The following is a 24,632-nucleotide window of genomic DNA, read 5'->3' as shown; positions in this document are numbered from 1 at the left end:
CCGGCAACCGGACTCGGCCGAACGAGTGAGCAGAGGGTGAGGGGTGGGGGAGCCGTGAGCGGGTCTGTGCGGGCTCCGTGTCGATGTGTGCGCAGAGCGTGGCCGGAAGCACTCCGGTTCCGGCGCTGATACCCTGGTAGCCCGTGGACCGGAGGGCGAGAAACCCCCGAACCGCAGCGACGGCGCCCCCCGAAAATCCGGTACTTCCGGGTCGGACCGCCGGTACGCACCCCAGACCGCGACCACGGGAGCCCCCTCTTGGCCATGCCGCCCGCTGCTTTCCGAAACAGCACCGCCACGACGACCAAGCACATCTTCGTCACCGGGGGTGTCGCCTCCTCCCTCGGCAAGGGACTGACGGCCTCCAGCCTGGGCGCGCTGCTCAAGGCGCGGGGTCTGCGGGTCACGATGCAGAAGCTCGACCCGTACCTGAACGTCGACCCCGGCACCATGAACCCGTTCCAGCACGGTGAGGTGTTCGTCACCAACGACGGCGCCGAGACCGACCTGGACATCGGGCACTACGAGCGCTTCCTCGACGTCGACCTCGACGGCAGCGCCAACGTCACCACCGGGCAGGTGTACTCGACGGTCATCGCCAAGGAGCGGCGCGGCGAGTACCTGGGCGACACCGTGCAGGTCATCCCGCACATCACCAACGAGATCAAGCACCGCATCCGACGCATGGCCACCGACGACGTCGACGTCGTCATCACGGAGGTCGGCGGCACGGTCGGCGACATCGAGTCGCTGCCGTTCCTGGAGACGGTCCGCCAGGTCCGTCACGAGGTCGGCCGCGACAACGTGTTCGTGGTGCACATCTCGCTCCTTCCCTACATCGGTCCGTCCGGTGAGCTGAAGACCAAGCCGACGCAGCACTCGGTCGCGGCGCTGCGCAACATCGGTATCCAGCCGGACGCCATCGTGCTGCGCGCCGACCGGGACGTGCCGACCGCCATCAAGCGCAAGATCTCGCTGATGTGCGACGTCGACGAGGCCGCCGTGGTGGCGGCGATCGACGCCAAGTCGATCTACGACATCCCGAAGGTGCTGCACACCGAGGGCCTGGACGCCTACGTCGTCCGCAAGCTGGACCTGCCCTTCCGCGACGTGGACTGGACGACCTGGGACGACCTGCTCGACCGGGTCCACAACCCGCTGCACGAGATCAACCTCGCGCTGGTCGGCAAGTACATCGACCTGCCCGACGCCTACCTCTCGGTGACCGAGGCGCTGCGCGCGGGCGGCTTCGCGAACAAGGCCCGCGTCAAGATCAAGTGGGTCACCTCGGACGACTGCAAGACCCCGGCGGGCGCGGCCAAGCAGCTCGGCGACGTGGACGCGATCTGCATCCCCGGCGGCTTCGGCGACCGCGGTGTCTCCGGCAAGGTCGGCGCCATCCAGTACGCCCGCGAGAACAAGATCCCGCTGCTCGGCCTCTGCCTGGGCCTGCAGTGCATCGTGATCGAGGCCGCGCGGAACCTCGCCGACATCCCCGACGCCAACTCCACCGAGTTCGACTCCGCCACCGGCCACCCGGTCATCTCCACGATGGCCGAGCAGCTGGACATCGTGGCCGGCGAGGGCGACATGGGCGGCACGATGCGGCTGGGCATGTATCCGGCCAAGCTCGCCGAGGGCTCGATCGTGCGCGAGGTGTACGACAACAAGGAGTACGTCGAGGAGCGCCACCGTCACCGCTACGAGGTGAACAACGCCTACCGCGCCGAGCTGGAGAAGAAGGCGGGCCTCCAGTTCTCCGGCACCTCCCCGGACGGCAAGCTCGTGGAGTACGTCGAGTACCCCCGTGAGGTGCACCCCTACCTGGTGGCGACGCAGGCGCACCCCGAGCTGCGCTCGCGCCCGACCCGCCCGCACCCACTCTTCGCGGGCCTGGTGAAGGCGGCCGTGGAGCGCAAGACGGGCAAGTGACACGAGGGTTGTACGGTTGCCGGGGTACGCGTCTTTTCGAGGCGCGTGCCCCGGTTTCTGTCGCCGGTGCACCGTGGCCGATTCCCGTCGGCCGTGACCGGCGTCTTCACGCACGTGTGGGAGGACACAGGGCATGACGATCAAGGACACCGCCGAGGAGTGGGAGGTCCGCGCGAGCGAGACTCCCTTCGTCGGGAACAAGACCTCCGTCCGCACGGACGACGTGGTCATGCCCGACGGATCGGTCGTCCGCCGCGACTACCAGGTCCACCCGGGCTCCGTGGCCGTCCTCGCCCTCGACGACCAGGACCGCGTGCTGGTGATCCGCCAGTACCGCCACCCCGTGCGCCACAAGCTCTGGGAGATCCCGGCCGGACTGCTCGACGTCCCCGGTGAGAACCCGCTGCACGCGGCCCAGCGCGAGCTGTACGAGGAGGCGCACGTCAAGGCCGAGGACTGGCGCGTGCTGACCGATGTCTACACGACGCCCGGCGGCTGCGACGAGGCGGTGCGCATCTTCCTCGCCCGCGATCTGTCCGAGGCCGAGGGCGAGCGCTTCGAGGTCGAGGAGGAGGAGGCCGACATGGAGCTCGCGCGCCTGTCCGTCGACGAACTCGTCCGCGGGGTCCTCGCCGGGGAACTGCACAACAACTGCCTCGTCGTCGGCGTCCTGTCCCTCGTGGCCGCCAGGAACGGCGACGGGCTCGACGCGCTGCGCCCGGCCGAGGCCCCCTGGCCCGCCCGGCCGTTCGAGTCCTGAGTCTCGCGCGCGTCCACTCGCAGGATCCGGTGGATCCGGTGTGACGATCGGCTGATCCGATCGGGGGACCCTGCCGCCGTGCTCCACACGGATCGTCGCAGAGCGTGAACTAGGGTCCTCGTGTCGGGTCTTTGCGAGGCCGCGGAGATCCGTCGGAAGGGCCCTGGGCCGTGTTCATAGAGTCCCGGCCGCGGAACCCGCCCTCCGGGCGGACGACGGGACTCCGCGGACACGACCTAGGCTCGGAAAACGCCCCGTCCGGAGTCCCGGCGGGCTTGTGCGCGCAGTGGGACGGGAGTGTGGCCCGTGACGGATCAGGCGGTGGACACCGACGGCACGGACGTGTCGGCACAGGAGCAGCCGGCGGCTGCCGAGTCCGCTCCTACGACGGGTCAGTTCCTGGGCCGGTCACGTGAGTTGAAGGAACTCCGGGCCGACATCGAACGGGCCGGGCTGGACACCCTCTCCGGCCGCAAGGCGCCCCGCGCCCGGGTGCTGCTCATCGCCGGGCGACCCGGATTCGGCCGTACGGCGCTCGCCGAGGAACTCGTGGAGCAGGTCGCCGGGGACTACCCCGACGGCGCGCTGCGGGCCCGGCTCACCGAGCCCGACGGCACCCCGGTCCCCACCGAGCGCACGGCGCGGGAACTGCTCACCGCCCTGGACGTGGCCACCCCGCCCGGCGCCGCCGAGGACGACCTCACCGAGGCCCTGCGCGGCGCCCTCGCCGACCGCCGCGCCGTACTCCTGCTGGACGACGCGGCGACCGCGGGACAGGTCGACTCGCTGCTCCCGGACAGCCCCGACTGCCTGGTCGTCGCCGTCTCCCAGGGCCCGCTGACCGGTATCGCCGACGTCCGCCCCTGCACGCTGGGCGGCCTGGACACCAAGTCCGCCCTGGACCTGCTCGCCCGGCACACCGGCTCGGTGCGCATCACCGTCGACCCGCGCGCCGCCGAGGAACTGGTCGAGGAGTGCGCGGGCCAGCCCGCCGCCCTGGTGCTGGCGGGCGGCTGGCTCGCCGCCCGGCCGCAGGCCGCCGTCGCGGACCTGGCCAAGCACCTGCGCAGCGAGGGGGACGAGGGACCGCCGCTGACCCGGGCCTTCCGGCTCGTGTACGCCTCCCTGCCCAGTGCCGCCGCCCGGATACTGCGACTGCTCTCCCTGGCCCCCGCCGGCATGGTCGACCCGCACACCGCCTCCGCCCTGGCCGGCTGCTCGATCCACGCGGCCCGCACCACCCTGGACGACTTCGCCGGGCTCGGCCTGCTGCGGCCGGTGGACTCGCCCCTGCCGCAGTTCGAGGTGCCCGGCTGCCTGCTGCCCCTGCTGCGCGCCCTCACCGAGACCCACGACCGGCCCTCCGAGCTCCAGCTGGCCCGCGCCCGGATGCTGGAGCGGACCGTACGGCTGCTGGTGTCCTGCCGCGCGATCACCGAGACGGACAGCTCGCCCGCCCGCGAGAAGCTCGCCGGCATGCCCCGCTCGCTGCGCTTCCCGCACCCCCGGGCGGCCGCCGACTGGCTGCGTATCCGCCGGCCCGCCCTGCTGGCCTCCGCCCGCGCCGCGGTGGCCGACGGCGAGCTGGACACCCTGGCCCGCCGGCTGATGGCGGCACTCGTGCGGGCCATGGTCGCCCACATCGGCACGCAGGCGGCGGCCCCCGACCTGTACGGCATCCATCGGCTCGTCCTGGACGTCGCCGAGCGCCGTGACCTGCCCCGCGAGAAGGCGGCGGCCCTGCTGAACCTCGCCGACCTCGACGCGCAGACCGGCCGCACGGCGGAGGCGCTCGTCCGCTACCGGGCCGCGCTGGACGCCGGACGCGAGGCGGACGACCCCTATGCGACCGGGCGCGCGATGGAATCCGTAGGCGGTGCCCACCAGGAGCTCGGGGACTACGAGCGGGCCGCCGACTGGTACGGCAGGGCGCTGGCTCAGCGCCTGGCCCGCGACGAGCGGGTGGACGCCGCCCGGCTCTACGGGCGCATCGCCACCGTGCACACCTACGCGGGCCGCTACGGGGAGGCGCTGCGCAACTGGCGCTCGGCGGTCACCGGGCACCGCAGGAACGGCGATGTCGCCGCGCAGGCAAGGGCGTTGAGCGAGCTGGCCCGGGTCCAGGAGTACGCCGGGCGGCCGGAGGAGTCGCTGTACACCTGTCACGAGGCGGTGGAGTGGGCCCGCCGGGCCGAGGACGTGCGGCTCCAGGCCGCTCTGCAGCTGCGGCTGGCGGACACCCTCGACCGGCTCGGCGACCCCGTCGCCGCCGGGCTGCACCGCAGTCAGGCCGAGCGCATGCTGGGAGATGAGCTGCCGGAGAACGCTTCCGCCATGGAACAAGGCCCTAACGCCTGCGAAATCCGCAGTACATCCGTCGAAGATTGATGCTTTGAAAGGCTAGACAGAGAGAATCCCTTCATTAGACTGGCTCCGCCGCGTTGTTTCGTGGTGTCTCCCGGTGTGCCCCCCTGTCGCCGGGTATGACGGGCATTGCCCTCATGTGCATCGCCCTGGCATGCGCAGCCCCAGAACCCTCTGAGCCAAGGACCGTGATCGACGTGAAGGTCGGCATCCCCCGCGAGGTCAAGAACAACGAGTTCCGGGTGGCCATCACCCCCGCCGGCGTGCACGAGCTGGTGCGCAACGGCCACCAGGTCGTCATCGAGCAGGGCGCCGGTGTCGGCTCGTCGATCCCGGACGAGGAGTACGTCGCCGCGGGCGCCCGCATCCTCCCCACCGCCGACGAGGTGTGGGCCACCGCCGACCTGCTGCTGAAGGTCAAGGAGCCCATCGCCGAGGAGTACCACCGCCTCCGCAAGGACCAGACGCTCTTCACCTACCTGCACCTGGCCGCCTCCAAGGAGTGCACGGACGCGCTCATCGAGTCCGGCACCACCGCGATCGCCTACGAGACCGTCGAGCTGCCGAGCCGCGCCCTGCCGCTGCTCGCCCCGATGTCCGAGGTCGCGGGCCGCCTGGCCCCGCAGGTCGGCGCCTACCACCTGATGCGCTCGGCCGGCGGCCGCGGCGTGCTCCCCGGCGGCGTCCCCGGCACCCAGCCCGCGAAGGCCGTCGTCATCGGCGGCGGGGTCTCCGGCTGGAACGCCACCCAGATCGCGGTGGGCATGGGCTTCCACGTCACGCTGCTCGACCGCGACATCAACAAGCTCCGCGAGGCCGACAAGGTCTTCGGCACCAAGGTCCGGGCGATCATGTCCAACTCCTTCGAGCTGGAGAAGGCCGTCCTGGAGGCCGACCTCGTCATCGGCGCGGTGCTCATCCCGGGCGCCAAGGCCCCGAAGCTGGTCACCAACGAGCTCGTCTCGCGCATGAAGCCCGGAAGTGTCCTTGTCGACATCGCCATCGACCAGGGCGGCTGCTTCGAGGACTCGCGTCCGACCACGCACGCCGAGCCGACCTTCCCGATCCACAACTCGGTCTTCTACTGCGTCGCCAACATGCCCGGCGCGGTGCCCAACACGTCGACCTACGCGCTGACCAACGCCACGCTGCCGTACATCGTCGAACTGGCGAACCGCGGCTGGGTGGAGGCGCTGCGCCGCGACGCCGCGCTCGCCAAGGGCCTCAACACCCATGACGGCAAGGTGGTTTACCGCGAGGTCGCCGAGGCGCACGGCCTGGAGCACGTCGAACTGGACTCGCTGCTCGGCTGACGAGGTCGCCGGCTCCACTAGTCGACTTTTCGGCAGATCAGCGGCGGATTGCCCGTCCGCAAAAGGCGATACGTCAACAGAGGTCGTCAACATCGCGTACCCGGCCGGACCTTGCTCGACAAGGTCCGGCCGGGTGTGTGTCGGGTCACTTTGCGACACTCGTTCAACTCGCCGCGAACGTAACTCTTTAACCGATTCGTACACCGGTGAAACCTGCTGTGCGACGGCCCTACGCCCTTGACAGAGGGGTGTTCGGTTACCGACACATCGGGTCGGGTCCGGCGGATTGTGTTGCTGCGGAGCGGTGACACGCCATAGAGTCGCCAATCGTCGGCATGGTGCCACGCTGACCTATCTAGAAGTTTCCTGGTCACCAAGGAGGTAAGACGACTTGTGAATGAGTCGACATTTACTCCCGGGGGTGGTCAACCAGGAATGCCGACGCGGGGCCAGGGCCCTACGGGGCTCGAGGCTGTCGGCTCCGTCGCTGTCCGCACCTTCGCAGCCCACCAGAGTCCCCCTAGAACAGGGCTGACCCAGCCAGCACACCAGAGCATGGATGGCCATCACGTGAACGCCATGGCCGGCAACGGAAGTGGCGAGAACCACACCCACTTCGCCGACTACGACGAACTGCCCGAGGGGCACTTCTACGACCCCGACGCCGAGTACGAGCCCGATCCCGAGTACGCGGCCACGCTCGCGCCCGACGCGGCCCGCCAGCGCCGCGAGCGCATCGGCCCTACCGGGCGTCCGCTCCCGTACTTCCCGATCCCGGGGCCGCTGACCGACCACGGGCCCGCGAAGATCATCGCGATGTGCAACCAGAAGGGCGGCGTCGGCAAGACGACGTCGACCATCAACCTGGGTGCCGCGCTCGCGGAGTACGGACGCCGGGTCCTGCTCGTCGACTTCGACCCGCAGGGCGCGCTCTCGGTCGGCCTCGGCGTCAACCCGATGGAGCTCGACCTCACCGTCTACAACCTGCTCATGGAGCGGGGCATGGCGGCCGACGAGGTGCTCCTGAAGACGGCGGTCCCGAACATGGACCTGCTGCCCAGCAACATCGACCTGTCCGCCGCCGAGGTGCAGCTCGTCTCCGAGGTCGCGCGCGAGTCCACGCTCCAGCGCGCCCTCAAGCCGCTGATGGCCGACTACGACTACATCGTGATCGACTGCCAGCCCTCGCTCGGCCTGCTCACCGTGAACGCCCTGACGGCGGCCCACAAGGTGATCGTGCCGCTCGAGTGCGAGTTCTTCGCGCTGCGCGGGGTCGCGCTGCTCACCGAGACCATCGAGAAGGTCCAGGAGCGGCTCAACCCCGAGCTGGAGCTCGACGGCATCCTCGCCACGATGTACGACTCGCGCACGGTGCACAGCCGCGAGGTGCTCGCCCGGGTCGTCGAGGCCTTCGACGATCACGTGTACCACACGGTCATCGGACGCACGGTCCGCTTCCCGGAGACCACGGTCGCCGGTGAGCCGATCACCACGTACGCCTCCAACTCCGTCGGTGCCGCCGCCTACCGCCAGCTCGCCAGGGAGGTGCTCGCCCGGTGTCACGCCGAGTGAGTCTGCCGGGGGCCGACGAACTGTTCCGTACGACCGGGGGAATGGCGCTCCAGGCGTCCACGCCCTCGCGCCGGACCAACGGCGAGGCCAGGGTGCCGGCCCCGGCGGGCGAGAGCGACGCGGCGGCCGCCGCGGACGACGCGCCGCAGTCGGTGCCCGTGCAGGGCGGCGACGGCGAGGGCGACGAGCATGTGGCGGCCGACGCCGAGTCCGACTCCGGGGAGTCCCGCAGCCGGGGCTCCGGCGGCGAGCGGTCCGGCTCCGGGCGGCGCCAGACGGCGCAGGAAGGTTCTGCCGCCGGTCAGTCCTCCCGCGGCAAGCGGGGCCGCGGCGCGAACCGCCGGCCCAGCGGGCGCGAGCGGCACGACGAGAAGATCACGGTGTACGTGTCCGCCGAGGAACTCATGGACCTCGAACACGCCCGTCTGGTGCTCCGGGGTGAGCACGGGCTCGCGGTCGACCGCGGACGGATCGTCCGCGAGGCGGTCGCGGTGGTGCTGGCCGATCTCGAGTCCCGCGGGGACGCGAGCATCCTCGTACGACGACTTCGCGGGCGGTAGCGGTAGCCTGCGACGGCTATGACCTCGAACGACGCCCCTGCCTCCGCCGGCGGCCCCGCCGGACGCCGGCGCGCGCTCGGACGCGGTCCCGGGGCCCTTCCGGCGCCGCCTCCCACGGAAGCGGAGACCGAGACCGAGGCCGAGTCGGGGCCGTCGGTCTTGGCACCGGCACCTCCCGCCGGTCCGGCGCCCGAGCCTGCGGCCGGACCGGCACCCGAGCTTCCGGCCGGACCGGCACCCGAGCCTCCCGTCGGTCCGGCGCCCGAGCCTCCGGCCGAGGCCGCGCCCGCAGCCCCGGAGCCCGGGCCCCCGGCCGCACCGGAAGGTGACCCGGCCGTCCCCGTGGGCGCCGAGGCTTCGGGCGCGGCCGAAGCGCTCGCGGAGTCCGGGCCCGCCGCCGGGGCCGAACCCGGTGACGGGGTCTTCAAGGTGCGGCTCGCGAACTTCGAGGGCCCCTTCGACCTGCTGCTCCAGCTGATCTCCCGGCACAAGATGGACGTCACGGAAGTGGCGCTGTCCCGGGTGACGGACGAGTTCATGGCGCACATCAGGGCCATGGGCCCGGACTGGGACCTCGACCAGACGACCGAGTTCCTCGTGGTCGCAGCCACCCTGCTGGATCTCAAGGCGGCCCGTCTGCTGCCCGCCGCCGAGGTCGAGGACGAGGCCGACCTCGCGCTCCTGGAGGCACGGGACCTGCTGTTCGCGCGGCTCCTCCAGTACCGCGCCTACAAGCAGATCGCCGACATCTTCAACACCCGCCTCCTGGAGGAGGGCCGCCGCTACCCCCGTACCGTCGGCCTGGAACCGCAGCACGCCGAGCTGCTCCCCGAGGTCGTCATCAGCATCGGGGCGGAAGGATTCGCCAGGCTCGCCGTGAAGGCGATGCAGCCGAAGCCCAAGCCGCAGGTGTACGTGGACCACATCCACGCGCCCCTGGTCAGCGTGCGCGAGCAGGCCGAGATCGTGGTGGCGCGGCTGCGGGAGCGCGGCGAGGTCAGTTTCCGCGTCCTCGTCGAGGACACCGAGGACACCCTGACCGTCGTCGCCCGCTTCCTCGCCCTGCTGGAGCTGTACCGCGAGAAGGCCGTGGCGCTCGACCAGGAGGAGGCGCTCGGGGAACTGCTCGTGCGCTGGACCGGCGGGGACGGCGAGGAGCAGCCGAGGGTCACCGACGAGTTCGACCGGCCCCCCGAGGATGCCAAGGAGGAGAAGAAGGCGTGAGCGAGCAGACCAGCGGGGCACCGGCGGCGCCGGGCGCCGTCTCCGACCTCGACCTCAGGCCCGCCCTGGAGGCCGTCCTCATGGTCGTGGACGAGCCCGCGACCGAGGAGCACCTCGCCAAGATCCTGGAGCGGCCCCGGCGGCAGATCGCGGACGCGCTGCGGGAGCTGGCCGACGAGTACACCGTCCAGGGCCGCGGTTTCGAGCTGCGGCTCATCGCGGGCGGATGGCGGTTCTACACCCGGCCCGCGTACGCGGCGGCCGTCGAACGCTTCGTCCTCGACGGGCAGCAGGCGCGGCTCACCCAGGCGGCTCTGGAGACCCTGGCGGTCGTCGCGTACCGCCAGCCGGTCAGCCGTTCCCGGGTCTCGGCGGTCCGCGGAGTGAACTGCGACGGCGTGATGCGCACCCTCCTCCAGCGCGGTCTCGTGGAGGAGGCGGGCGCGGAACCCGAAACAGGTGCGATCCTGTACAGGACGACGAACTACTTCCTGGAGCGAATGGGCCTGCGCGGTCTGGACGAGCTCCCGGAGCTCGCGCCCTTCCTTCCGGAGGCGGACGCGATCGAGGCAGAGACGCTGGAAGGGGTTCCGTCGTTCGATCCGGATGCACCGGACGCAGACGCAGACGACACGACGACGACGGAACTTTGATGCGAAGCAGTGGCAGCGGCAGTGGCAGGAACAGCGGGCGCGGCAACCCCCGGGGGACCGGTGGGGGCGGCAACCCCCGCGGGGCCGGCGGGGGCGGCTCCCAGCCCAGGAGCGGGGGAGGGCGCGACGACAAGCCGAAGCGTGCGGGCAAGCCCCGTCCCGAGGAGCGCCGCTACGACGTAGGTCCCGGCGCCTCCCACGAGGGCCCGAAGTCCGGGCGCGGCAACGGCGCGCGCGGCGGTGCCAAGGGCGGCCCGAAGCAGAGCCAGCAGCGCGGCGGCCGCACCGCCCCGGCGCGCTCGCGCGAGTACGAGGCGCGGGCCGAGGAGCGCAACCGCGAGCGGTACGCCGGCAAGCCGGACGTGAAGCCGCCGAAGACGTTCCCCGGCGCCGAGCAGGAGGGCGAGCGCCTGCAGAAGGTGCTCGCGCGCGCGGGCTACGGTTCCCGGCGTTCCTGCGAGGAGCTCATCGAGCAGTCGCGGGTCGAGGTCAACGGCGAGATCGTCGTCGAGCAGGGGCTGCGGGTGGACCCCGAGCACGACGAGATCAGGGTCGACGGACTGACGGTGGCGACGCAGTCGTACCAGTTCTTCGCGCTGAACAAGCCGGCCGGCGTCGTGTCGAGCATGGAGGACCCGGAGGGCCGGCAGTGCCTCGGTGACTACGTCACCAACCGGGAGACCCGCCTGTTCCACGTCGGGCGTCTCGACACCGAGACCGAGGGCGTCATCCTGCTCACCAACCACGGTGAGCTGGCGCACCGCCTCACGCACCCCAAGTACGGCGTGAAGAAGGTCTACCTCGCGCACATCGTGGGCCCGATCCCGCGGGACCTCGGCAAGCAGCTCAAGGACGGCATCCAGCTGGAGGACGGGTACGCCAAGGCGGACCACTTCCGGGTCGTGGAGCAGACCGGCAAGAACTACCTGGTCGAGGTGACCCTGCACGAGGGCCGCAAGCACATCGTGCGCCGCATGCTCGCCGAGGCCGGCTTCCCGGTCGACAAGCTGGTGCGCGTCGCCTTCGGCCCGATCACCCTCGGGGACCAGAAGTCGGGCTGGCTGCGCCGTCTGTCGAACACCGAGGTCGGCATGCTCATGCAGGAGGTCGACCTCTAGGTCGCCCCGCACGCGTCGGCCGGTTCCGGGTTCCCCCGGGGCCGGCCGATTCGTTTTCGCCGCGCGGCGAGTCCGTACTCCCGAGAGCGAGCGAAGGAGTGCCGCCATGGGAGCGCCGACGTCCGACCGCGACGAGTTCGTCCGGCTGACCGATCCGTACCGCCGGGAGCTGCTCGCGCACTGCTACCGGATGCTGGGCTCGGTGGACGACGCCGAGGACCTGGTCCAGGAGACGTATCTGCGGGCCTGGCGGGCGTACGGCGGCCACGAGGGCCGGGCGTCGCTGCGCACCTGGCTGCACCGGATCGCCACCAACACGTGTCTGACGGCCCTGGAGGGGCGTGGGCGCCGGTCCCCTGCCCTCCGGGCTCGGCGGGCCGGGAGAGACGCCCGAGGAGCCGCTGAGGGCCCCTGCCACGGACGTCCCGTGGCTCCAGCCGCTGCCCGACGCCCTCGTGGACCCGGCGACCGTCGTCGCGGCGCGGGGGAGCCTGCGGCTCGCCCTGGTGGCAGCGCTCCAGCATCTGCCCGCCCGGCAGCGGGCCGTGCTGATCCTGCGGGACGCGCCGGCCTGGCGGGCCGCCGAGGTCGCCGCGCTGCTCGACACCTCGACGGCGGCCGTCAAGAGCAGCCTCCAGCGCGCGCGTGCCCGGCTCGACGAGGTGGCCCCAGAGGAGGACCTGGTGACCGAGCCCGACCGCACCGGGGACCGCGCGCTGGTCGACCGCTACGTGGCCGCCTTCGAACGCGCCGACATGGACGCCCTCCTGGGTCTGCTCCGGGACGGGGTCGAGCTGGAGATGCCGCCGCACCTGGAGTGGTTCAGCGGACGCAAGGACGTGATGCGCTTCCTGGAGCCGAGGGTCCGGGGCGAGGGCGCCATGCGGATGCTGCCGGTGCGTGCCAACGGCCAGCCCGCCGTGGCGGTGTTCGAACGCGGCGCGGACCGCGTGCACCGGGCGGACTCCGTGCACGTGCTCACCCCCGCACGCCCCGGGGACGCCGGGACGGGGGAGATCTCCCGGATCACGGTGTTCCTCGATCCGGAGCTGTTCGCGCGCTTCGGGTTGCCGCGGGTGCTGTCGTGAACCCGGGGGAGCTGCTGGAGCGGTCCCTGGCGTACGCGCTGGGCAGTGTCGCGCTGGTGGCGCCGGGGACCCTGGACCGGCCGACCCCCTGTGCCGGCTGGGACCTGGGCGAGCTGCTCCGCCACCTCGACGACTCGGTGGACGCCCTGCACGAGGCCGTGACCGGAGGACGGGTGGGCCTGTGCCCCGCCCCGGCCGCCGCCGATCCGGTGTGCGCGTTCCGGGAGCGGGCGTGCGCGGTGCTGGGGGCCTGGGCGGTCGCGTCCGGGGAGGTCCCGTCGGCACGCACGCGGGTGGCGGTGGGCGACGGCGCGCTGGAGCTGGGCGTGGTGGCCGTCGTGGGCGCGGTGGAGGTCACCGCGCACGGCTGGGACGTGGGGCGGGCGTGCGGAGGGCGGCGGCCGGTCCCGGCCGCTTTGGCGCTCGCGCTGCTGCCCCTCGCGCGGTGCGTCGTCGCGGACGCGGACCGGGGGACGCGCTTCGCCGCGCCGGTCGAGGTCCCCGCGGGGGTGGGGCCGGACGAGCGGCTGCTGGCCTTCCTCGGCCGCGACGCCCGGCGCCGCGGCCTGCCCGGCGGCCCCGCGCGGACGGCGCGCGGCGGATCACCGTCCGGCCGGGGTCCGGGCGATTCCTTTCCGGACCCCGGCCGGTCTGCCTTCCGTGAGTGATCGAGTGATCTCACGAAAGGAACCGTCATGGCTGACACGCTGCGTGCCGGCGTCCGTCCGGGGCCCGCCGCCACCGCGCCCGCACGGCGTGGCTGGACCGTCGCCCTGGCCGGGCTCGGCGCACTGCTGTGCTCGCTCGACGTCGTGGTCGTCGCCACCGCGCTGCCCGCGCTGCGGGCCGACTTCGGGGCGAGCCTGTCCCAGCCGGAATGGACGATCAACGCGTACAACCTCGTCTTCGCCTGCTTCACCCTGACCGGTGCCGCCCTCGGGGACCGTTTCGGACGGCGCCGGACCTACGTCGCCGGACTCGCCGTCTTCACCCTGGCCTCGGCCCTCGCCGCGCTCGCGGGCGGTCCTGGGCAGCTCATCGCCGCGCGGGTGCTCCAGGGCGCCGGGGCGGCCGTCCTGCTGCCGCTCACGCTGACCCTGATCAGTGAGGCGTTCCCGGCGGAGAAGCGGGGCGTCGCGATCGGCGTGTGGGGCGGGGTGACCGGCGTCGGGGTCGCCGCCGGGCCCGTGCTGGGCGGCGCCGTCACCGAGGGCCTGTCCTGGCAGTGGATCTTCTGGCTGAACGTGCCGATCGGGGTCGCGATGCTGCCCTCCGCCGCCACGAAGCTCCGGGAGAGCCGCGGACCCCGTCCCCAACTCGACGTCGTGGGGATGCTGTTGGCGGCCGTGGGGCTGACCGGGCTGGCGTGGGCGCCGGTGCGGGCGCCCGAGGCCGGGTGGGGGAGCGCGGAGGTGGGCGGCGCGCTCGCCGTCGGTCTCGTCTTCCTGACGGCCTTCCTCGGCTGGGAGCACACGCGGGCCCACCATCCCATGCTGCCGCTCGCGTACTTCCGAAGGCGCGGATTCGCCACCGCCAACGGCGCGATCTTCCTGCAGTTCATGTCGCTGCTGGGCGCGCTCTTCATGGTCACGCAGCTGTTCCAGCTGGGTCTGGGCAGCTCGCCCCTGCAGACGGGCGTCCGCATCCTCGTCTGGACCGGGATGCCGCTGCTGGTCGCGCCGCTTGCGGGCGCGCTCGCGGACCGGTTCGGCAACCGGCCGTTCATGCTGGGAGGTCTGGCCCTCCAGGCGGTGGGGCTCGGGCTGGTGGCCCGGGAGGTCGGGCCCGGCGTCGGCTACGAGCGCCTGGTGCTGCCGCTGATCATCGCCGGCATCGGCGTCTCCATGGTCTTCCCCACCGTGGTGAACGCGGTCACGTCGTCCGTGCCGCTCGGCGACGCGGGGGTCGCCGCGGGCGTCAACAACGCGCTGCGCGAGCTGGGCGGGGTGTTCGGAGTCGCCGTCGCCGCGGCCGTGTTCACGCGGTTCGGGGGCTACGGCTCGCCGGAGACGTTCGTCGACGGATGCGGGCCCGCGCTGTGGGTGTCGGCGGGAGCGGCCGCGGCCGGAGCGGTGGTGGCGGCGTTCGCGCCGTCCCGCGCGTGAGGACCAGCGGTGGGTGAGCCGGCCGCCCGGGCGCTGACAGGCCGGCACCCGGATCGCGTGCCCGCACCGGCGCTGGTGTTCGCAGGGGGCCTCTCGCTCAAATCCCCACGGACAAAAGGCTTGTGGACACCGCCCGCCCTCTTTATAGTCTGAGTGACTATTAGTCATGCTGACCATAAAGGGGGCGGGCGGACGTGCGCACGCATGAGGGCCGGGCTCCCGGCGGCAAGGCGCCAGAGGGCTACGACAAGTACGCCTTCGAGCCCTTCGCCGTCACCGTCGACCTGGCCGTCCTCACCGTCCGCGCGGGCGCGCTCCAGGTGCTGCTGGTCGAGCGGGGGCAGGAGCCGTACGAGGGCTGCTGGGCGCTGCCCGGGGGGTTCGTGCTGCCGGACGAGTCCGCGGAGACCGCCGCCCGGCGCGAACTCGCCGAGGAGACCGGCCTGTCGGACATCTCCGGCCTCCACCTGGAGCAGCTGCGGACCTACAGCGAACCCGGGCGCGACCCGAGGATGCGGGTCGTCTCCATCGCCTTCGCCGCACTGCTCCCCGACCCTCCCCGGCCGCGCGGCGGCGGCGACGCGGCCCAGGCCCAGTGGCTGCGGTTCAACGCGCTCGGCCCGCTCGCCTTCGACCACGACCGGATCCTCGCCGACGCCCACGAACGCGTCGGCGCCAAGCTCGAGTACACCTGTCTCGCCACGTCCTTCTGCCCACCCGAGTTCACCCTCGGTGAGCTGCAGCAGGTCTACGAGACCGTGTGGGGCACCGCCCTCGACCGGCCCAACTTCCGGCGCAAGGTGCTCGCCACGCCGGGTTTCGTCGAACCGGTCCCCGGCGCCGCACGCCTGACCGGCGGCCGGGGCAAGCCGGCCGCGCTCTACCGCGCGGGCGGCGCCACCGCCCTGCACCCGCCCCTGCTGCGCCCCGCCTCGGAAGGACGGACTTCATGACCACCACGACGCTCGCGAAACGCGCTGCCACCGGATCCCTGATCGGTCTCGCCCTCGGTGACGCGATGGGCTTCCCGACGGAGTTCGACGACGTGCCGGCGATCCTCGCCAAGTGCGGCCCCTGGCGGGAGATGGACCTGCCCCGGCCCGCCATCGTCACGGACGACACCCAGATGACGCTGGCCCTGGGACGCGGACTGCGTACGGCGATGGACCGCGGCTCACTCGGCGCCGAGGCACTGGAGCGGTCCGTGCGCCGGGAGTTCGTCGACTGGTCCCGCTCGCCCGAGAACAACCGCGCCCCCGGCCGCACCTGCCTCGTCGCCTGCGACCTCCTCGCCTCCGAACGCCGCCTCTGGCAGGACGCCAGCCAGATCCACTCCAAGGGCTGCGGGGCCAACATGCGCGTCGCCCCACTCGGGCTCATCCGCGGCCTCAGCGACGAACAGCGCGCCGGAGCCGCCCAGTTGCAGGCCGCGCTCACCCACGGGCACCCGACGGCGCTCGCCGCCTCGGACCTCACCGTGCACGCGGTCCGGCTGCTCGCCCAGGGAGCCGAGCCGACCGGACTGATCGGCCTGCTGCGCTCCTACGCCTACGAGAACCGCGGCCGCTACCACGAGCGGTGGCTCGGCGACCTGTGGACCCGCAGCCAGGACCCCTCGGCCGAGCACTTCATGGCGCGCGGCTGGGACGAGTGCCTGGACGCCCTGGACCGCCTGAGGTACGCCGTGCACACCGTCTCCCCGGAGACCGACCCGTGCCTGGCCACCGGGGAGGGCTGGATCGCCGAAGAGGCCCTCGCCACCGGCCTGTTGTGCTTCCTGCTGTTCGTCGACGAGCCGGTCACCGCGCTGCGCCGGGCCGCCTGCACCTCCGGCGACTCCGACTCGATCGCCTGCCTGGCGGGTGCCTTCGCGGGCGCCCACCACGGCTCGGACGCCTGGCCGCGCGAATGGGCCGACCGCATCGAGTACCAGAGCGACCTCATGTCGCTGGGAGCGCTCTGGGACGATTGAGGGATGACCGACGTCCTGGAATTCGATCTCGGCCCCGTGGTGGCGGAGCAGCCCGACCCGGTGCTCTTCGCCACCGTCTCCGGAGCGCACCTCTACGGCTTCCCCTCGCGCGACTCGGACGTCGACCTCAGGGGCGTCCATCTGCTGCCGGTGGACGCCCTGGTGGGCCTGCGGGAGCCGGACGAGACCCGGTCCCGGATGTGGGACCGGGACGGCGTCGAGATGGACCTGGTCACCCACGACCTGCGCAAGTTCGTACGGCTGATGCTGCGGCGCAACGGCTATGTGCTGGAGCAGCTGCTCTCCCCGCTGGTCGTGCACACCACCGACGCGCACCGCGAACTGGCCGCGCTCGCACCCGGCGTCCTGACCGGCCATCATGCCCACCATTACCGGGGTTTCGCGACCACGCAGTGGCGGCTCTTCGAGCGGACCGGTGAACTCAAGCCGCTGCTCTACACGTTCAGGGTCCTGCTCACCGGTATCCACCTGATGCGCAGCGGCGAGGTGCAGGCCCATCTGCCCACGCTCCTCGGACAGGTGGAGGCTCCCGCGTACCTGCCGGACCTGATCGCGGCGAAGGCGGAACGCGAGCACGGACCGGCGGACGTCGCCGAGGCGCGGGTCCGGGAGGACGTGGAGCGGCTGCACGCCGTGCTGGACGAGGCGCAGCGGTCCTCAGCGCTGCCCGACGCCCCGGCCGCGCGCGACGCCCTGCACGACCTCGTGGTCCGGGTCCGGCTGGCGGGGCCCGGCGGAGGCGCTCAGGGCTGAGGCGCGGCGGACGCGGACGAGGAAGTCCTCGACACGCGCCCGGTCGGGCTCGGCGGGAAGCGGGCTGCGGCCCGCCGCCGCGTCGGCCTCCCGGGACAGGGCGGACATCCAGGTCTCGACGCGCGGCCACGGGACCTCGCCGTGCTTCACGGCGAGTAGCGGCTCGCGCTGGTCGCCCACGTCGATCGTCAGCGTCCCCGTGCGCAGCAGGTCGCGGGAGGTCATCAGCAGCCGTAGCAGGTGCATGGCGTGCTTCCAGCGGGGCGCGCCGTGCCTGCGGACGTCGGCCTCCAGCTTCCGTCGCTGCCCGAGGGCGTAGCGGGCGAAGGTCTCGTGGACCTGCCGGGAGAGGAACGCCCCGCGCAGGGCGAGCAGTTCGCGGCCCGTGGCGTCGGCGTGCTCCACCAGCGGTGAGTGGAGGCACTCCAGGACGTTCGGGTTGGCGCGCAGGGCGAGGGAGCAGAAGCGCTCCAGCTCCCAGCTGAACTGCTCCTCGGCCGGGCCCTCGACGTGGGTCGGCGGCTTGTCGAACCGCCAGAACAGGGGAGTCGGCGCGAGGAACACGCCCCGCCGGTCGGTGTCGCTGCCGTCCGTGGCCAGCCCGAAGGCGCGTGAGCCCATCACGCAGGCGTAGACGGTGTGATCGCGTACCAGGGCCTCGGGATGCATGTCCCGGAGCGTACGTGCCGTCTCAGCCGCGGCGAATCGAGTTTCCGCTCACCGTGATCTTCTCCGCGGGCAGCGGACGCGGGGCCGGACCGTCGGCCACCGAGGCGTCCTCGATGCGGAACTTGCTCCCGTGGCACGGGCAGTTGATGGTGCCGTCCGACACGCTGGCGACCGTGCAGCCGGCGTGGGTGCAGACCGCCGAGAAGGCCTTGAAGTCACCCTTCTCCGGCTGGGTGACCACGATCTTCTGCTCCTTGAAGATCTTGCCGCCCCCGACCGGGATGTCGCCGGTGCCGGCCAACTCCTCGCCGCCGGGCGCGTCCCCCGTCTTCGAGGACCCCGCGGAGGACGACTCCGGCGTGCCGTCGCCGCCCTCGTCGCCGTACTTGCTGCAGCCGACGAGCAGCGCCGCCGCGCCCGTCACGAGAACGGTGCGCCGCGCCGAGGGGTTGGTCATGTGCTCACTCCGAAGGTGCGGAAGAACCAGAGAGCCGACGTCAGCCAGACGACCGTGAGGACGGTGAAGACGAGTCCCCCCACGATCGGCAGCAGCCGGCCGGGCAGTCGCTCCGAGCGGAGCAGGAGCATTTTGGCACTGAATGCCCCGAAGAAGAAGCAACCCAGGAGCGAGTGCCACCACACGCGCAGCTCGTACGACTGGTAGCCGAAGGCGTAGAGGCAGTGCACGGCGACCGGCACGGCCAGCAGGAACGCGATCCGGCCCGACCAGCGGTGCAGCGCCGGAGACCAGCGGGGACCGGGGAGCCTGCCGTACACCATGAGTGCCGAGACGACCTGGACGACCGCGAACCCGAAGGCCGCCGTCGCGAGCCAGCTCTTGACCGCGCCCGTGCTGCTGAAGCCGGCCAGGTTGAAGGCGGTCCCGGCGGGGTCGTGCACCTTGCCGTACACCCCGAGCCCCACCGCGACCGCGGCGGCGACGAGGGCCGGGACGAGATAGCGGGCGGGGTGCGGGCCGTGGCGGGCGGGACCGGCCGGGGGGAAGCCCCGGGTGGCGGCGTTCGGGTCGACGGTCATCGACGGCTCCCTGCGGAAGAGGCGGTCAGGGGGTGACGGGCCGGGCGGTGAGCTGTTCGCCGTCGACGGTCACGGCGCCGGTCGCGGGGTCGATCCTGGGCGCGGCCCCGGGCTCGCCGTCGCGCGTGAGGACGCCGACCTGCTTCCCGCCGGGCAGCACGATCCAGCCACCGTCGATCTTCGCGTCGCGCACGGTCGCCGTCGCCCGGTACAGCCCCGACGGCTTGACGGCCTTGTCCGCGGTGAAGGCGTGCCGCCCGCCCTTCAGGACGACGGTGCCGCGGATGCGCCGGCCCTCCTCCAACGTGCCGTCGAGCTTCGCTCCGTGCTTGCCGGTCAGGCGCATCGTGCCGTCGTCCTCGACGTCGCCCTTGAGCCACGACTCCTGGTCGCGGCCGTCGCAGAAGTACGCGATCGCCCTGCCGTCACGCAGGGAGACCGCGATCGCCGAGGAGTCGTCGTCGGTGCGGCCCGCGTAGTCGGCGTTGACCGGGGCGGTCCGCGAAGGGGTGGGCGGCGGTGGCGTCGTCGACGCGGCGGGGGACGGGCTTCCCGGGGTCGCACTGGGCGTCGCCCGGCTCTCGTAGGAGGAGCCCTCCGTGCCGGTCGTCGCGTTCAGCGACAGCATGAAGACACCGAGCAGCAGTCCGGCGAGCAGGGTCAGGAGGGGTCCGGAACGCCTCATGTGTGTCTCCCCCGAGTCGGGCCTTTCGCCGCGGATCGTGGGCCGCGGCCACCGGCCTCCTGCCATCAGAGCGGACGCGCGCCCCGGCGTCCAGAGGCGCACGGATGTGTTGCGGGCGCCGCGGGCGGGCCGTCCGGGGGCGCCGCGGGCGTCTCGGCAGGCGGGCGCCGCACTCCTGCCGGTCGCGGGCTGACTACGCTGGTGCGACAAGACGTGCACGCAAGTCAGCGAGGAGCATCACCGTGGCGGTACGAGCGGTCCGGGGCGCCGTCCAACTGGAACGGGACGAGGCCGGCCACATGGACGAGCAGGTCAGCGAGCTGCTCACCGCCGTCCTGGAACGGAACGGCCTCACCACGGACGACCTGATCAGCATCTGGTTCACCGCGACGCCCGACCTCCACAGCGACTTCCCGGCGGCGGCGGCCCGCAAGCTCGGCATCGTCGACGTGCCGCTGATCTGCGCGCAGGAACTCGACATCGAGGGCGCGATGCCCCGGGTCGTCCGTCTCCTCGCGCACATCGAGTCCGACAAGCCCCGTGCCGACATCGCCCACGTGTACCTGGGTGCCGCGGGCGCGCTGCGCAAGGACATCGCCCAGTGAGGACCGCACTCGTCGTCGGAACGGGCCTCATCGGCACCTCGGCCGCGCTGGCGCTCACCGCCCGCGGCGTCGTCGTCCACCTCGTCGACCCCGACCCCGAGCAGGCGCGTACGGCCGCCGCGCTGGGCGCCGGCACGGACGAGGCGCCGGACGGCCCCGTCGACCTCGCGATCGTCGCGGCCCCGCCCGCCCATGTCGCGGCCACCCTCGCGGACGCCCTGCGACGCGGCCTCGCGCGCGGCTACCTCGACGTGGCCAGCGTGAAGGGCGGCCCCCGGCGCGAGCTGGAGGCACTCGGACTCGACCTCTCCTCGTACATCGGCACGCACCCCATGTCGGGCCGCGAGAAGTCGGGCCCGCTGGCCGCCACCGGTGACCTCTTCGAGGGCCGCCCCTGGGTCCTGACGCCCACCCGCGACACGGACACCGAGGTGCTGAACCTCGCCCTGGAACTGGTGTCGCACTGCCGCGCCGTACCCGTCGTCATGGACGCCGACGCCCACGACCGGGCCGTGGCGCTCGTCTCGCACATGCCCCACCTCGTCTCCAGCATGGTCGCCGCGCGCCTGGAGCACGCGGAGGAGACGGCGGTACGACTGTGCGGGCAGGGCATCCGCGACGTGACCCGCATCGCGGCCTCCGACCCCCGGATGTGGATCGACATCCTGTCCGCGAACCCGGGTCCGGTGGCCGACCTCCTCGCCGAGGTCTCCGCCGACCTGGAGGAGACGGTCCAGGCGCTGCGAGCCCTCCAGTCCTCCGACGAGTCGAAGCGCCGCGAGGGAGCCTCCGGCGTCGAGAACGTCCTGCGGCGCGGCAACGCGGGCCAGGTCCGGGTCCCCGGCAAGCACGGCTCCGCCCCGCGGGCGTACGAGGTCGTCGCCGTCCTGATCGACGACCAGCCCGGCCAGCTGGCCCGCATCTTCGCCGACGCGGGGATGGCCGGGGTCAACATCGAGGACGTACGCATCGAGCACGCCACCGGTCAGCAGGCCGGCCTGGTCCAGCTCATGGTGGAGCCCAAGGCGGCGCCGGTGCTGAGCGCGGCCCTGCGCGAGCGCGGCTGGGCCCTGCGGCAGTAGCGCCCGGCGCCCGGCGCGGGCACGGCCGGTGACGGGCGCGGGGACGGGCCAGTAATACGGGGTCCGCGGAGCCAGTAACCTTGTGCGGGGCGCGCTCGTGCCCCGCACAGACCTCCACCACGCACCAGGAAGGTGTCTCCACCGTGGAAAACGGCGCCGCCCGGACCGCCCCGGCAGTGATTGTCGCCATCGACGGCCCCTCCGGCACGGGCAAGTCCAGCACCTCCAAGGCCGTCGCCGCGCAGCTGGGGCTCAGCTACCTGGACACCGGTGCCCAGTACCGGGCGATCACCTGGTGGATGGTGAACAACGGCATCGACATCACCGACCCGACGGCGATCGCCGCGGTGGCCGGGAAGCCGGAGATCGTCTCCGGGACCGACCCGTCCGCGCCGACCATCACCGTCGACGGGACCGACGTCGCGGGCCCGATCCGCACCCAGGAGGTCACCTCCAAGGTCAGCGCGGTCAGCGCGGTGCCCGAGGTCCGCTCCCGGATCACCGAGCTCCAGCGCTCCATCGCGGGCGCCGCGCACGCCGGGATCGTCGTCGAGGGGCGTGACATCGGCACCACGGTGCTGCCCGACGCCGACCTGAAGATCTTCCTCACCGCCTCCCCGGAGGCGCGTGCCGCCCGCCGTAGCGGCGAGCTCAAGGGCGCCGACGTCAACGCCACCCGCGAGGCCCTGATCAAGCGGGACGCGGCGGACTCCAGCCGCAAGACCTCCCCGCTCGCCAAGGCGGACGACGCGGTCGAGGTGGACACCTCCGACCTCACGCTCCAGCAGGTCATCGAGTGCGTCGTCACCCTCGTCGAGGAGAAGCGGGCCGCGAAGTGAGCGAAGCCCCTTCGGCGCAGACGCCGTCCTTCCGCGGTGCCGAGGTCGGGCGCCGCATCGGCGTCGGCCTGATGTACGGCCTGTGGAAGCCGCGCGTCCTCGGCGCCTGGAGGGTGCCCGCGACCGGGCCCGCCATCCTGGCCGTCAACCACTCGCACAACATCGACGGACCGATGGTCATGGGCGTGGCGCCCCGGCCCACGCACTTCCTGATCAAGAAGGAAGCGTTCATCGGACCGCTCGACCCCTTCCTGCTCGGCATCGGCCAGGTGAAGGTGGACCGCACGACCACCGACCGCACGGCCATCACGCAGGCCCTCGGTGTCCTCGGCGACGGGGGCGTCCTAGGGATCTTCCCCGAGGGCACCCGCGGCGAGGGCGACTTCGCCTCGCTCCGGGCCGGGCTCGCGTACTTCGCGGTCCGCAGCGGCGCCCCGATCGTCCCGGTGGCGGTGCTGGGAAGTTCCGGCAGGAGCAGCCGGTTGACCAAGGCGCTGCCGCCGCTGCGCAGCCGGGTGGACGTCGTCTTCGGCGAACCCTTCGAAGCGGGCGACGGCAGCGGACGACGTACGCGCAGGGCGCTGGACGAGGCGACCCTGCGCATCCAGAAGCAGCTCAGCGCGCACCTGGACCACGCCAGACGTCTCACCGGACGCCCGGCGGAATGAACGCCGGGCGCCCCACCGAGCGCTGGGCGACACTTGAGTAGTGGATCACCCGACACCGGGAGCTTCCACCGATCACCACGATGAACGACGAGGTACGGACTTCATGAACGACCACATCCAGCCCGAGGGCTCGGCCGAGCACGAGCACGGGGCGCTTGGCGATGCCGAGTACGCGGAGTTCATGGAGCTCGCCGCGGAAGAGGGCTTCGACGTCGCGGACGTCGAGGGCGCCCTGGAGGCGGCGGGCCACGGCCCGCTGCCCGTCCTCGCCGTCGTCGGCCGCCCCAATGTCGGCAAGTCGACCCTGGTGAACCGCATCATCGGCCGTCGCGAGGCCGTCGTCGAGGACAAGCCCGGCGTCACCCGCGACCGCGTCACCTACGAGGCCGAGTGGGCCGGCCGCCGCTTCAAGGTCGTCGACACCGGCGGCTGGGAGCAGGACGTCCTCGGCATCGACGCCTCCGTGGCCGCGCAGGCCGAGTACGCGATCGAGGCGGCCGACGCGGTCGTCTTCGTCGTCGACGCCAAGGTCGGCGCCACCGACACCGACGAGGCCGTCGTCCGCCTGCTGCGCAAGGCCGGCAAGCCCGTCGTGCTGTGCGCCAACAAGGTCGACGGCCAGAGCGGCGAGGCCGACGCCTCCTACCTGTGGGCCCTCGGCCTCGGCGAGCCGCACCCCGTCTCCGCGCTGCACGGCCGCGGCACCGGCGACATGCTGGACGCCGTCCTGGAGGCGCTGCCCGAGGCACCGGCCCAGACCTTCGGCACCGCCGTCGGCGGCCCCCGCCGCATCGCCCTCATCGGCCGCCCGAACGTCGGCAAGTCGTCCCTGCTGAACAAGGTGGCGAACGAGGACCGCGTGGTCGTCAACGAGATCGCGGGCACCACCCGCGACCCGGTCGACGAGCTCATCGAACTCGGCGGCGTCGTCTGGAAGTTCGTCGACACCGCGGGCATCCGCAAGCGCGTCCACCTCCAGCAGGGCGCCGACTACTACGCCTCCCTGCGCACGGCCGCCGCCGTCGAGAAGGCCGAGGTCGCCGTCATCCTGATCGACGCGTCCGAGACCATCTCGGTGCAGGACCAGCGCATCGTCACGATGGCCGTCGAGGCGGGCCGCGCGATCGTCCTGGCGTTCAACAAGTGGGACACCCTCGACGAGGAGCGCCGGTACTACCTGGAGCGGGAGATCGAGACCGAGCTCCTCCAGGTGGCCTGGGCGCCGCGGGTGAACGTCTCGGCGCGCACCGGCCGCCACATGGAGAAGCTCGTCCCGGCGATCGAGACGGCGCTGGCCGGCTGGGAGACCCGCGTCCCCACGGGCCGGCTGAACGCCTTCCTCGGCGAACTGGTCGCGGCCCACCCGCACCCGATCCGGGGCGGAAAGCAGCCCCGCATCCTCTTCGGCACCCAGGCGGGCACCAAGCCGCCGCGGTTCGTGCTCTTCGCCTCCGGCTTCATCGAGCACGGCTACCGGCGCTTCATCGAGCGCCGCCTGCGCGAGGAGTTCGGCTTCGACGGCACGCCGATCCACATCTCGGTGCGCGTGCGCGAGAAGCGCGGCAAGAAGAAGTGACACCACGGGAAAGGGGCGGCTCCGTCAAGGAGCCG

Annotated in this window: 24 protein-coding genes and 1 pseudogene; 21 read left to right on the top strand and 4 right to left on the bottom strand. The window is 72.4% G+C overall.

Annotated features, from left to right (window positions below; genetic code table 11):
• Positions 1–264: 264 nt before the first annotated feature.
• From ACFYQQ_RS34020 to ACFYQQ_RS33945, 16 genes and pseudogenes are all read left to right on the top strand, one after another.
• Positions 265–1,932: a CTP synthase gene (locus ACFYQQ_RS34020; RefSeq protein WP_355783157.1), complete on the top strand. Its 1,668-nt coding sequence runs from the start codon at positions 265–267 to the stop codon at positions 1,930–1,932.
• Between the two features lie 133 nt (positions 1,933–2,065).
• Positions 2,066–2,692 (top strand): NUDIX hydrolase, encoded by a 627-nt coding sequence (locus ACFYQQ_RS34015; RefSeq protein ID WP_355783154.1) that lies wholly within the window; start codon positions 2,066–2,068, stop codon positions 2,690–2,692.
• Positions 2,693–2,998: 306 nt separating this feature from the next.
• Positions 2,999–5,080 carry a tetratricopeptide repeat protein gene (locus ACFYQQ_RS34010; protein ID WP_355783151.1) on the top strand — a complete coding sequence of 694 codons (2,082 nt, stop codon included), beginning with the start codon at positions 2,999–3,001 and terminating at the stop codon, positions 5,078–5,080.
• A 173-nt stretch (positions 5,081–5,253) separates the two neighbouring features.
• Positions 5,254–6,369: an alanine dehydrogenase gene (gene ald, locus ACFYQQ_RS34005; RefSeq protein ID WP_355783159.1), complete on the top strand. Its 1,116-nt coding sequence runs from the start codon at positions 5,254–5,256 to the stop codon at positions 6,367–6,369.
• 435 nt (positions 6,370–6,804) lie between these two features.
• Complete coding sequence (locus ACFYQQ_RS34000; RefSeq protein ID WP_355783148.1) at positions 6,805–7,941, top strand: ParA family protein; 1,137 nt, start codon at positions 6,805–6,807, stop codon at positions 7,939–7,941.
• Complete coding sequence (locus ACFYQQ_RS33995) at positions 7,926–8,501, top strand: hypothetical protein (RefSeq protein WP_355783145.1); 576 nt, start codon at positions 7,926–7,928, stop codon at positions 8,499–8,501. Before ACFYQQ_RS34000 ends, ACFYQQ_RS33995 begins: the two co-directional genes overlap by 16 nt.
• Before the next feature lie 18 nt (positions 8,502–8,519).
• Positions 8,520–9,725, top strand: a complete 1,206-nt coding sequence (locus tag ACFYQQ_RS33990; protein WP_388906448.1) for a segregation and condensation protein A — start codon at positions 8,520–8,522, stop codon at positions 9,723–9,725.
• Positions 9,722–10,378 (top strand): SMC-Scp complex subunit ScpB, encoded by a 657-nt coding sequence (scpB, locus tag ACFYQQ_RS33985; RefSeq protein WP_355783386.1) that lies wholly within the window; start codon positions 9,722–9,724, stop codon positions 10,376–10,378. The genes ACFYQQ_RS33990 and scpB overlap by 4 nt, the downstream gene beginning before the upstream one ends.
• Positions 10,378–11,496 carry a pseudouridine synthase gene (locus tag ACFYQQ_RS33980; RefSeq protein WP_356173306.1) on the top strand — a complete coding sequence of 373 codons (1,119 nt, stop codon included), beginning with the start codon at positions 10,378–10,380 and terminating at the stop codon, positions 11,494–11,496. Before scpB ends, ACFYQQ_RS33980 begins: the two co-directional genes overlap by 1 nt.
• Before the next feature lie 106 nt (positions 11,497–11,602).
• Positions 11,603–11,785 (top strand): annotated as a pseudogene (locus ACFYQQ_RS33975) (sigma factor); the annotation flags it as partial.
• A 52-nt stretch (positions 11,786–11,837) separates the two neighbouring features.
• Positions 11,838–12,584 (top strand): RNA polymerase subunit sigma-70, encoded by a 747-nt coding sequence (locus tag ACFYQQ_RS33970; protein WP_355788952.1) that lies wholly within the window; start codon positions 11,838–11,840, stop codon positions 12,582–12,584.
• The gene (locus tag ACFYQQ_RS33965; RefSeq protein ID WP_356173315.1) at positions 12,581–13,252 is read left to right on the top strand and encodes a TIGR03086 family metal-binding protein; all 672 of its coding nucleotides are present in this window, start codon (positions 12,581–12,583) and stop codon (positions 13,250–13,252) included. The genes ACFYQQ_RS33970 and ACFYQQ_RS33965 overlap by 4 nt, the downstream gene beginning before the upstream one ends.
• A 27-nt stretch (positions 13,253–13,279) precedes the next feature.
• Positions 13,280–14,689: an MFS transporter gene (locus tag ACFYQQ_RS33960; RefSeq protein ID WP_388906443.1), complete on the top strand. Its 1,410-nt coding sequence runs from the start codon at positions 13,280–13,282 to the stop codon at positions 14,687–14,689.
• 194 nt (positions 14,690–14,883) lie between these two features.
• Positions 14,884–15,642 (top strand): NUDIX domain-containing protein, encoded by a 759-nt coding sequence (locus ACFYQQ_RS33955; RefSeq protein ID WP_356173319.1) that lies wholly within the window; start codon positions 14,884–14,886, stop codon positions 15,640–15,642.
• Positions 15,639–16,661, top strand: coding sequence for an ADP-ribosylglycohydrolase family protein (locus tag ACFYQQ_RS33950; RefSeq protein ID WP_356173322.1), 1,023 nt, complete (start codon positions 15,639–15,641; stop codon positions 16,659–16,661). The genes ACFYQQ_RS33955 and ACFYQQ_RS33950 overlap by 4 nt, the downstream gene beginning before the upstream one ends.
• Positions 16,662–16,664: 3 nt before the next feature.
• Complete coding sequence (locus tag ACFYQQ_RS33945) at positions 16,665–17,435, top strand: DNA polymerase beta superfamily protein (RefSeq protein ID WP_355785473.1); 771 nt, start codon at positions 16,665–16,667, stop codon at positions 17,433–17,435.
• Here the strand turns inward: ACFYQQ_RS33945 and ACFYQQ_RS33940 are convergent.
• The 4 genes from ACFYQQ_RS33940 to ACFYQQ_RS33925 are packed head-to-tail and all read right to left on the bottom strand — an operon-like array spanning position 17,340 to position 19,827.
• Positions 17,340–18,104: a DNA polymerase beta superfamily protein gene (locus tag ACFYQQ_RS33940; protein ID WP_355785476.1), complete on the bottom strand. Its 765-nt coding sequence runs from the start codon at positions 18,102–18,104 to the stop codon at positions 17,340–17,342. The genes ACFYQQ_RS33945 and ACFYQQ_RS33940 overlap by 96 nt on opposite strands.
• Before the next feature lie 22 nt (positions 18,105–18,126).
• A complete protein-coding gene (locus ACFYQQ_RS33935; RefSeq protein ID WP_355785478.1) occupies positions 18,127–18,561 on the bottom strand; it encodes a Rieske (2Fe-2S) protein in 435 nt (144 codons plus the stop codon).
• On the bottom strand, positions 18,558–19,142 hold the full coding sequence (locus ACFYQQ_RS33930; RefSeq protein WP_355785481.1) for a DUF6529 family protein: 585 nt from the start codon (positions 19,140–19,142) through the stop codon (positions 18,558–18,560). The genes ACFYQQ_RS33935 and ACFYQQ_RS33930 overlap by 4 nt, the downstream gene beginning before the upstream one ends.
• A 25-nt stretch (positions 19,143–19,167) precedes the next feature.
• The gene (locus ACFYQQ_RS33925) at positions 19,168–19,827 is read right to left on the bottom strand and encodes a hypothetical protein (protein WP_355785484.1); all 660 of its coding nucleotides are present in this window, start codon (positions 19,825–19,827) and stop codon (positions 19,168–19,170) included.
• Positions 19,828–20,069: 242 nt separating this feature from the next.
• Between ACFYQQ_RS33925 and aroH the strand changes: the two genes are divergently transcribed.
• The 5 genes from aroH (at position 20,070) to der (ending at position 24,597) form a co-directional block, all read left to right on the top strand.
• Positions 20,070–20,432: a chorismate mutase gene (gene aroH / locus ACFYQQ_RS33920; protein ID WP_319744618.1), complete on the top strand. Its 363-nt coding sequence runs from the start codon at positions 20,070–20,072 to the stop codon at positions 20,430–20,432.
• Positions 20,429–21,514, top strand: coding sequence for a prephenate dehydrogenase (locus ACFYQQ_RS33915; protein ID WP_388906436.1), 1,086 nt, complete (start codon positions 20,429–20,431; stop codon positions 21,512–21,514). Before aroH ends, ACFYQQ_RS33915 begins: the two co-directional genes overlap by 4 nt.
• Before the next feature lie 143 nt (positions 21,515–21,657).
• Positions 21,658–22,353, top strand: coding sequence for a (d)CMP kinase (cmk, locus tag ACFYQQ_RS33910; RefSeq protein ID WP_355795072.1), 696 nt, complete (start codon positions 21,658–21,660; stop codon positions 22,351–22,353).
• A complete protein-coding gene (locus tag ACFYQQ_RS33905; RefSeq protein ID WP_355795071.1) occupies positions 22,311–23,021 on the top strand; it encodes a lysophospholipid acyltransferase family protein in 711 nt (236 codons plus the stop codon). The genes cmk and ACFYQQ_RS33905 overlap by 43 nt, the downstream gene beginning before the upstream one ends.
• A 103-nt stretch (positions 23,022–23,124) precedes the next feature.
• Positions 23,125–24,597 (top strand): ribosome biogenesis GTPase Der, encoded by a 1,473-nt coding sequence (der, locus tag ACFYQQ_RS33900; protein WP_355791039.1) that lies wholly within the window; start codon positions 23,125–23,127, stop codon positions 24,595–24,597.
• Positions 24,598–24,632: the final 35 nt, after the last annotated feature.

It is taken from the genome of Streptomyces sp. NPDC005496, from assembly GCF_042872045.1.
Classification (GTDB): Bacteria; Actinomycetota; Actinomycetes; order Streptomycetales; family Streptomycetaceae; genus Streptomyces.
Note: the sequence above shows the minus strand (reverse complement) of the source record. Positions and strands in the feature narration are given on the sequence as shown.

Excerpts from the sequence above, each read along its gene's own strand:
- ACFYQQ_RS34020 (WP_355783157.1), top strand. The coding sequence starts at position 265 with ATGCCGCCCGCTGCTTTCCGAAACAGCACCGCCACGACGACCAAGCAC.
- ACFYQQ_RS34015 (WP_355783154.1), top strand. The coding sequence starts at position 2,066 with ATGACGATCAAGGACACCGCCGAGGAGTGGGAGGTCCGCGCGAGCGAG.
- ACFYQQ_RS34000 (WP_355783148.1), top strand. The coding sequence starts at position 6,805 with ATGCCGACGCGGGGCCAGGGCCCTACGGGGCTCGAGGCTGTCGGCTCC.
- ACFYQQ_RS33990 (WP_388906448.1), top strand. The coding sequence starts at position 8,520 with ATGACCTCGAACGACGCCCCTGCCTCCGCCGGCGGCCCCGCCGGACGC.
- ACFYQQ_RS33980 (WP_356173306.1), top strand. The coding sequence starts at position 10,378 with ATGCGAAGCAGTGGCAGCGGCAGTGGCAGGAACAGCGGGCGCGGCAAC.
- ACFYQQ_RS33960 (WP_388906443.1), top strand. The coding sequence starts at position 13,280 with ATGGCTGACACGCTGCGTGCCGGCGTCCGTCCGGGGCCCGCCGCCACC.
- ACFYQQ_RS33950 (WP_356173322.1), top strand. The coding sequence starts at position 15,639 with ATGACCACCACGACGCTCGCGAAACGCGCTGCCACCGGATCCCTGATC.
- ACFYQQ_RS33945 (WP_355785473.1), top strand. The coding sequence starts at position 16,665 with ATGACCGACGTCCTGGAATTCGATCTCGGCCCCGTGGTGGCGGAGCAG.
- ACFYQQ_RS33940 (WP_355785476.1), bottom strand. The coding sequence starts at position 18,104 with ATGCATCCCGAGGCCCTGGTACGCGATCACACCGTCTACGCCTGCGTG.
- ACFYQQ_RS33935 (WP_355785478.1), bottom strand. The coding sequence starts at position 18,561 with ATGACCAACCCCTCGGCGCGGCGCACCGTTCTCGTGACGGGCGCGGCG.
- ACFYQQ_RS33930 (WP_355785481.1), bottom strand. The coding sequence starts at position 19,142 with ATGACCGTCGACCCGAACGCCGCCACCCGGGGCTTCCCCCCGGCCGGT.
- ACFYQQ_RS33925 (WP_355785484.1), bottom strand. The coding sequence starts at position 19,827 with ATGAGGCGTTCCGGACCCCTCCTGACCCTGCTCGCCGGACTGCTGCTC.
- der (WP_355791039.1), top strand. The coding sequence starts at position 23,125 with ATGAACGACCACATCCAGCCCGAGGGCTCGGCCGAGCACGAGCACGGG.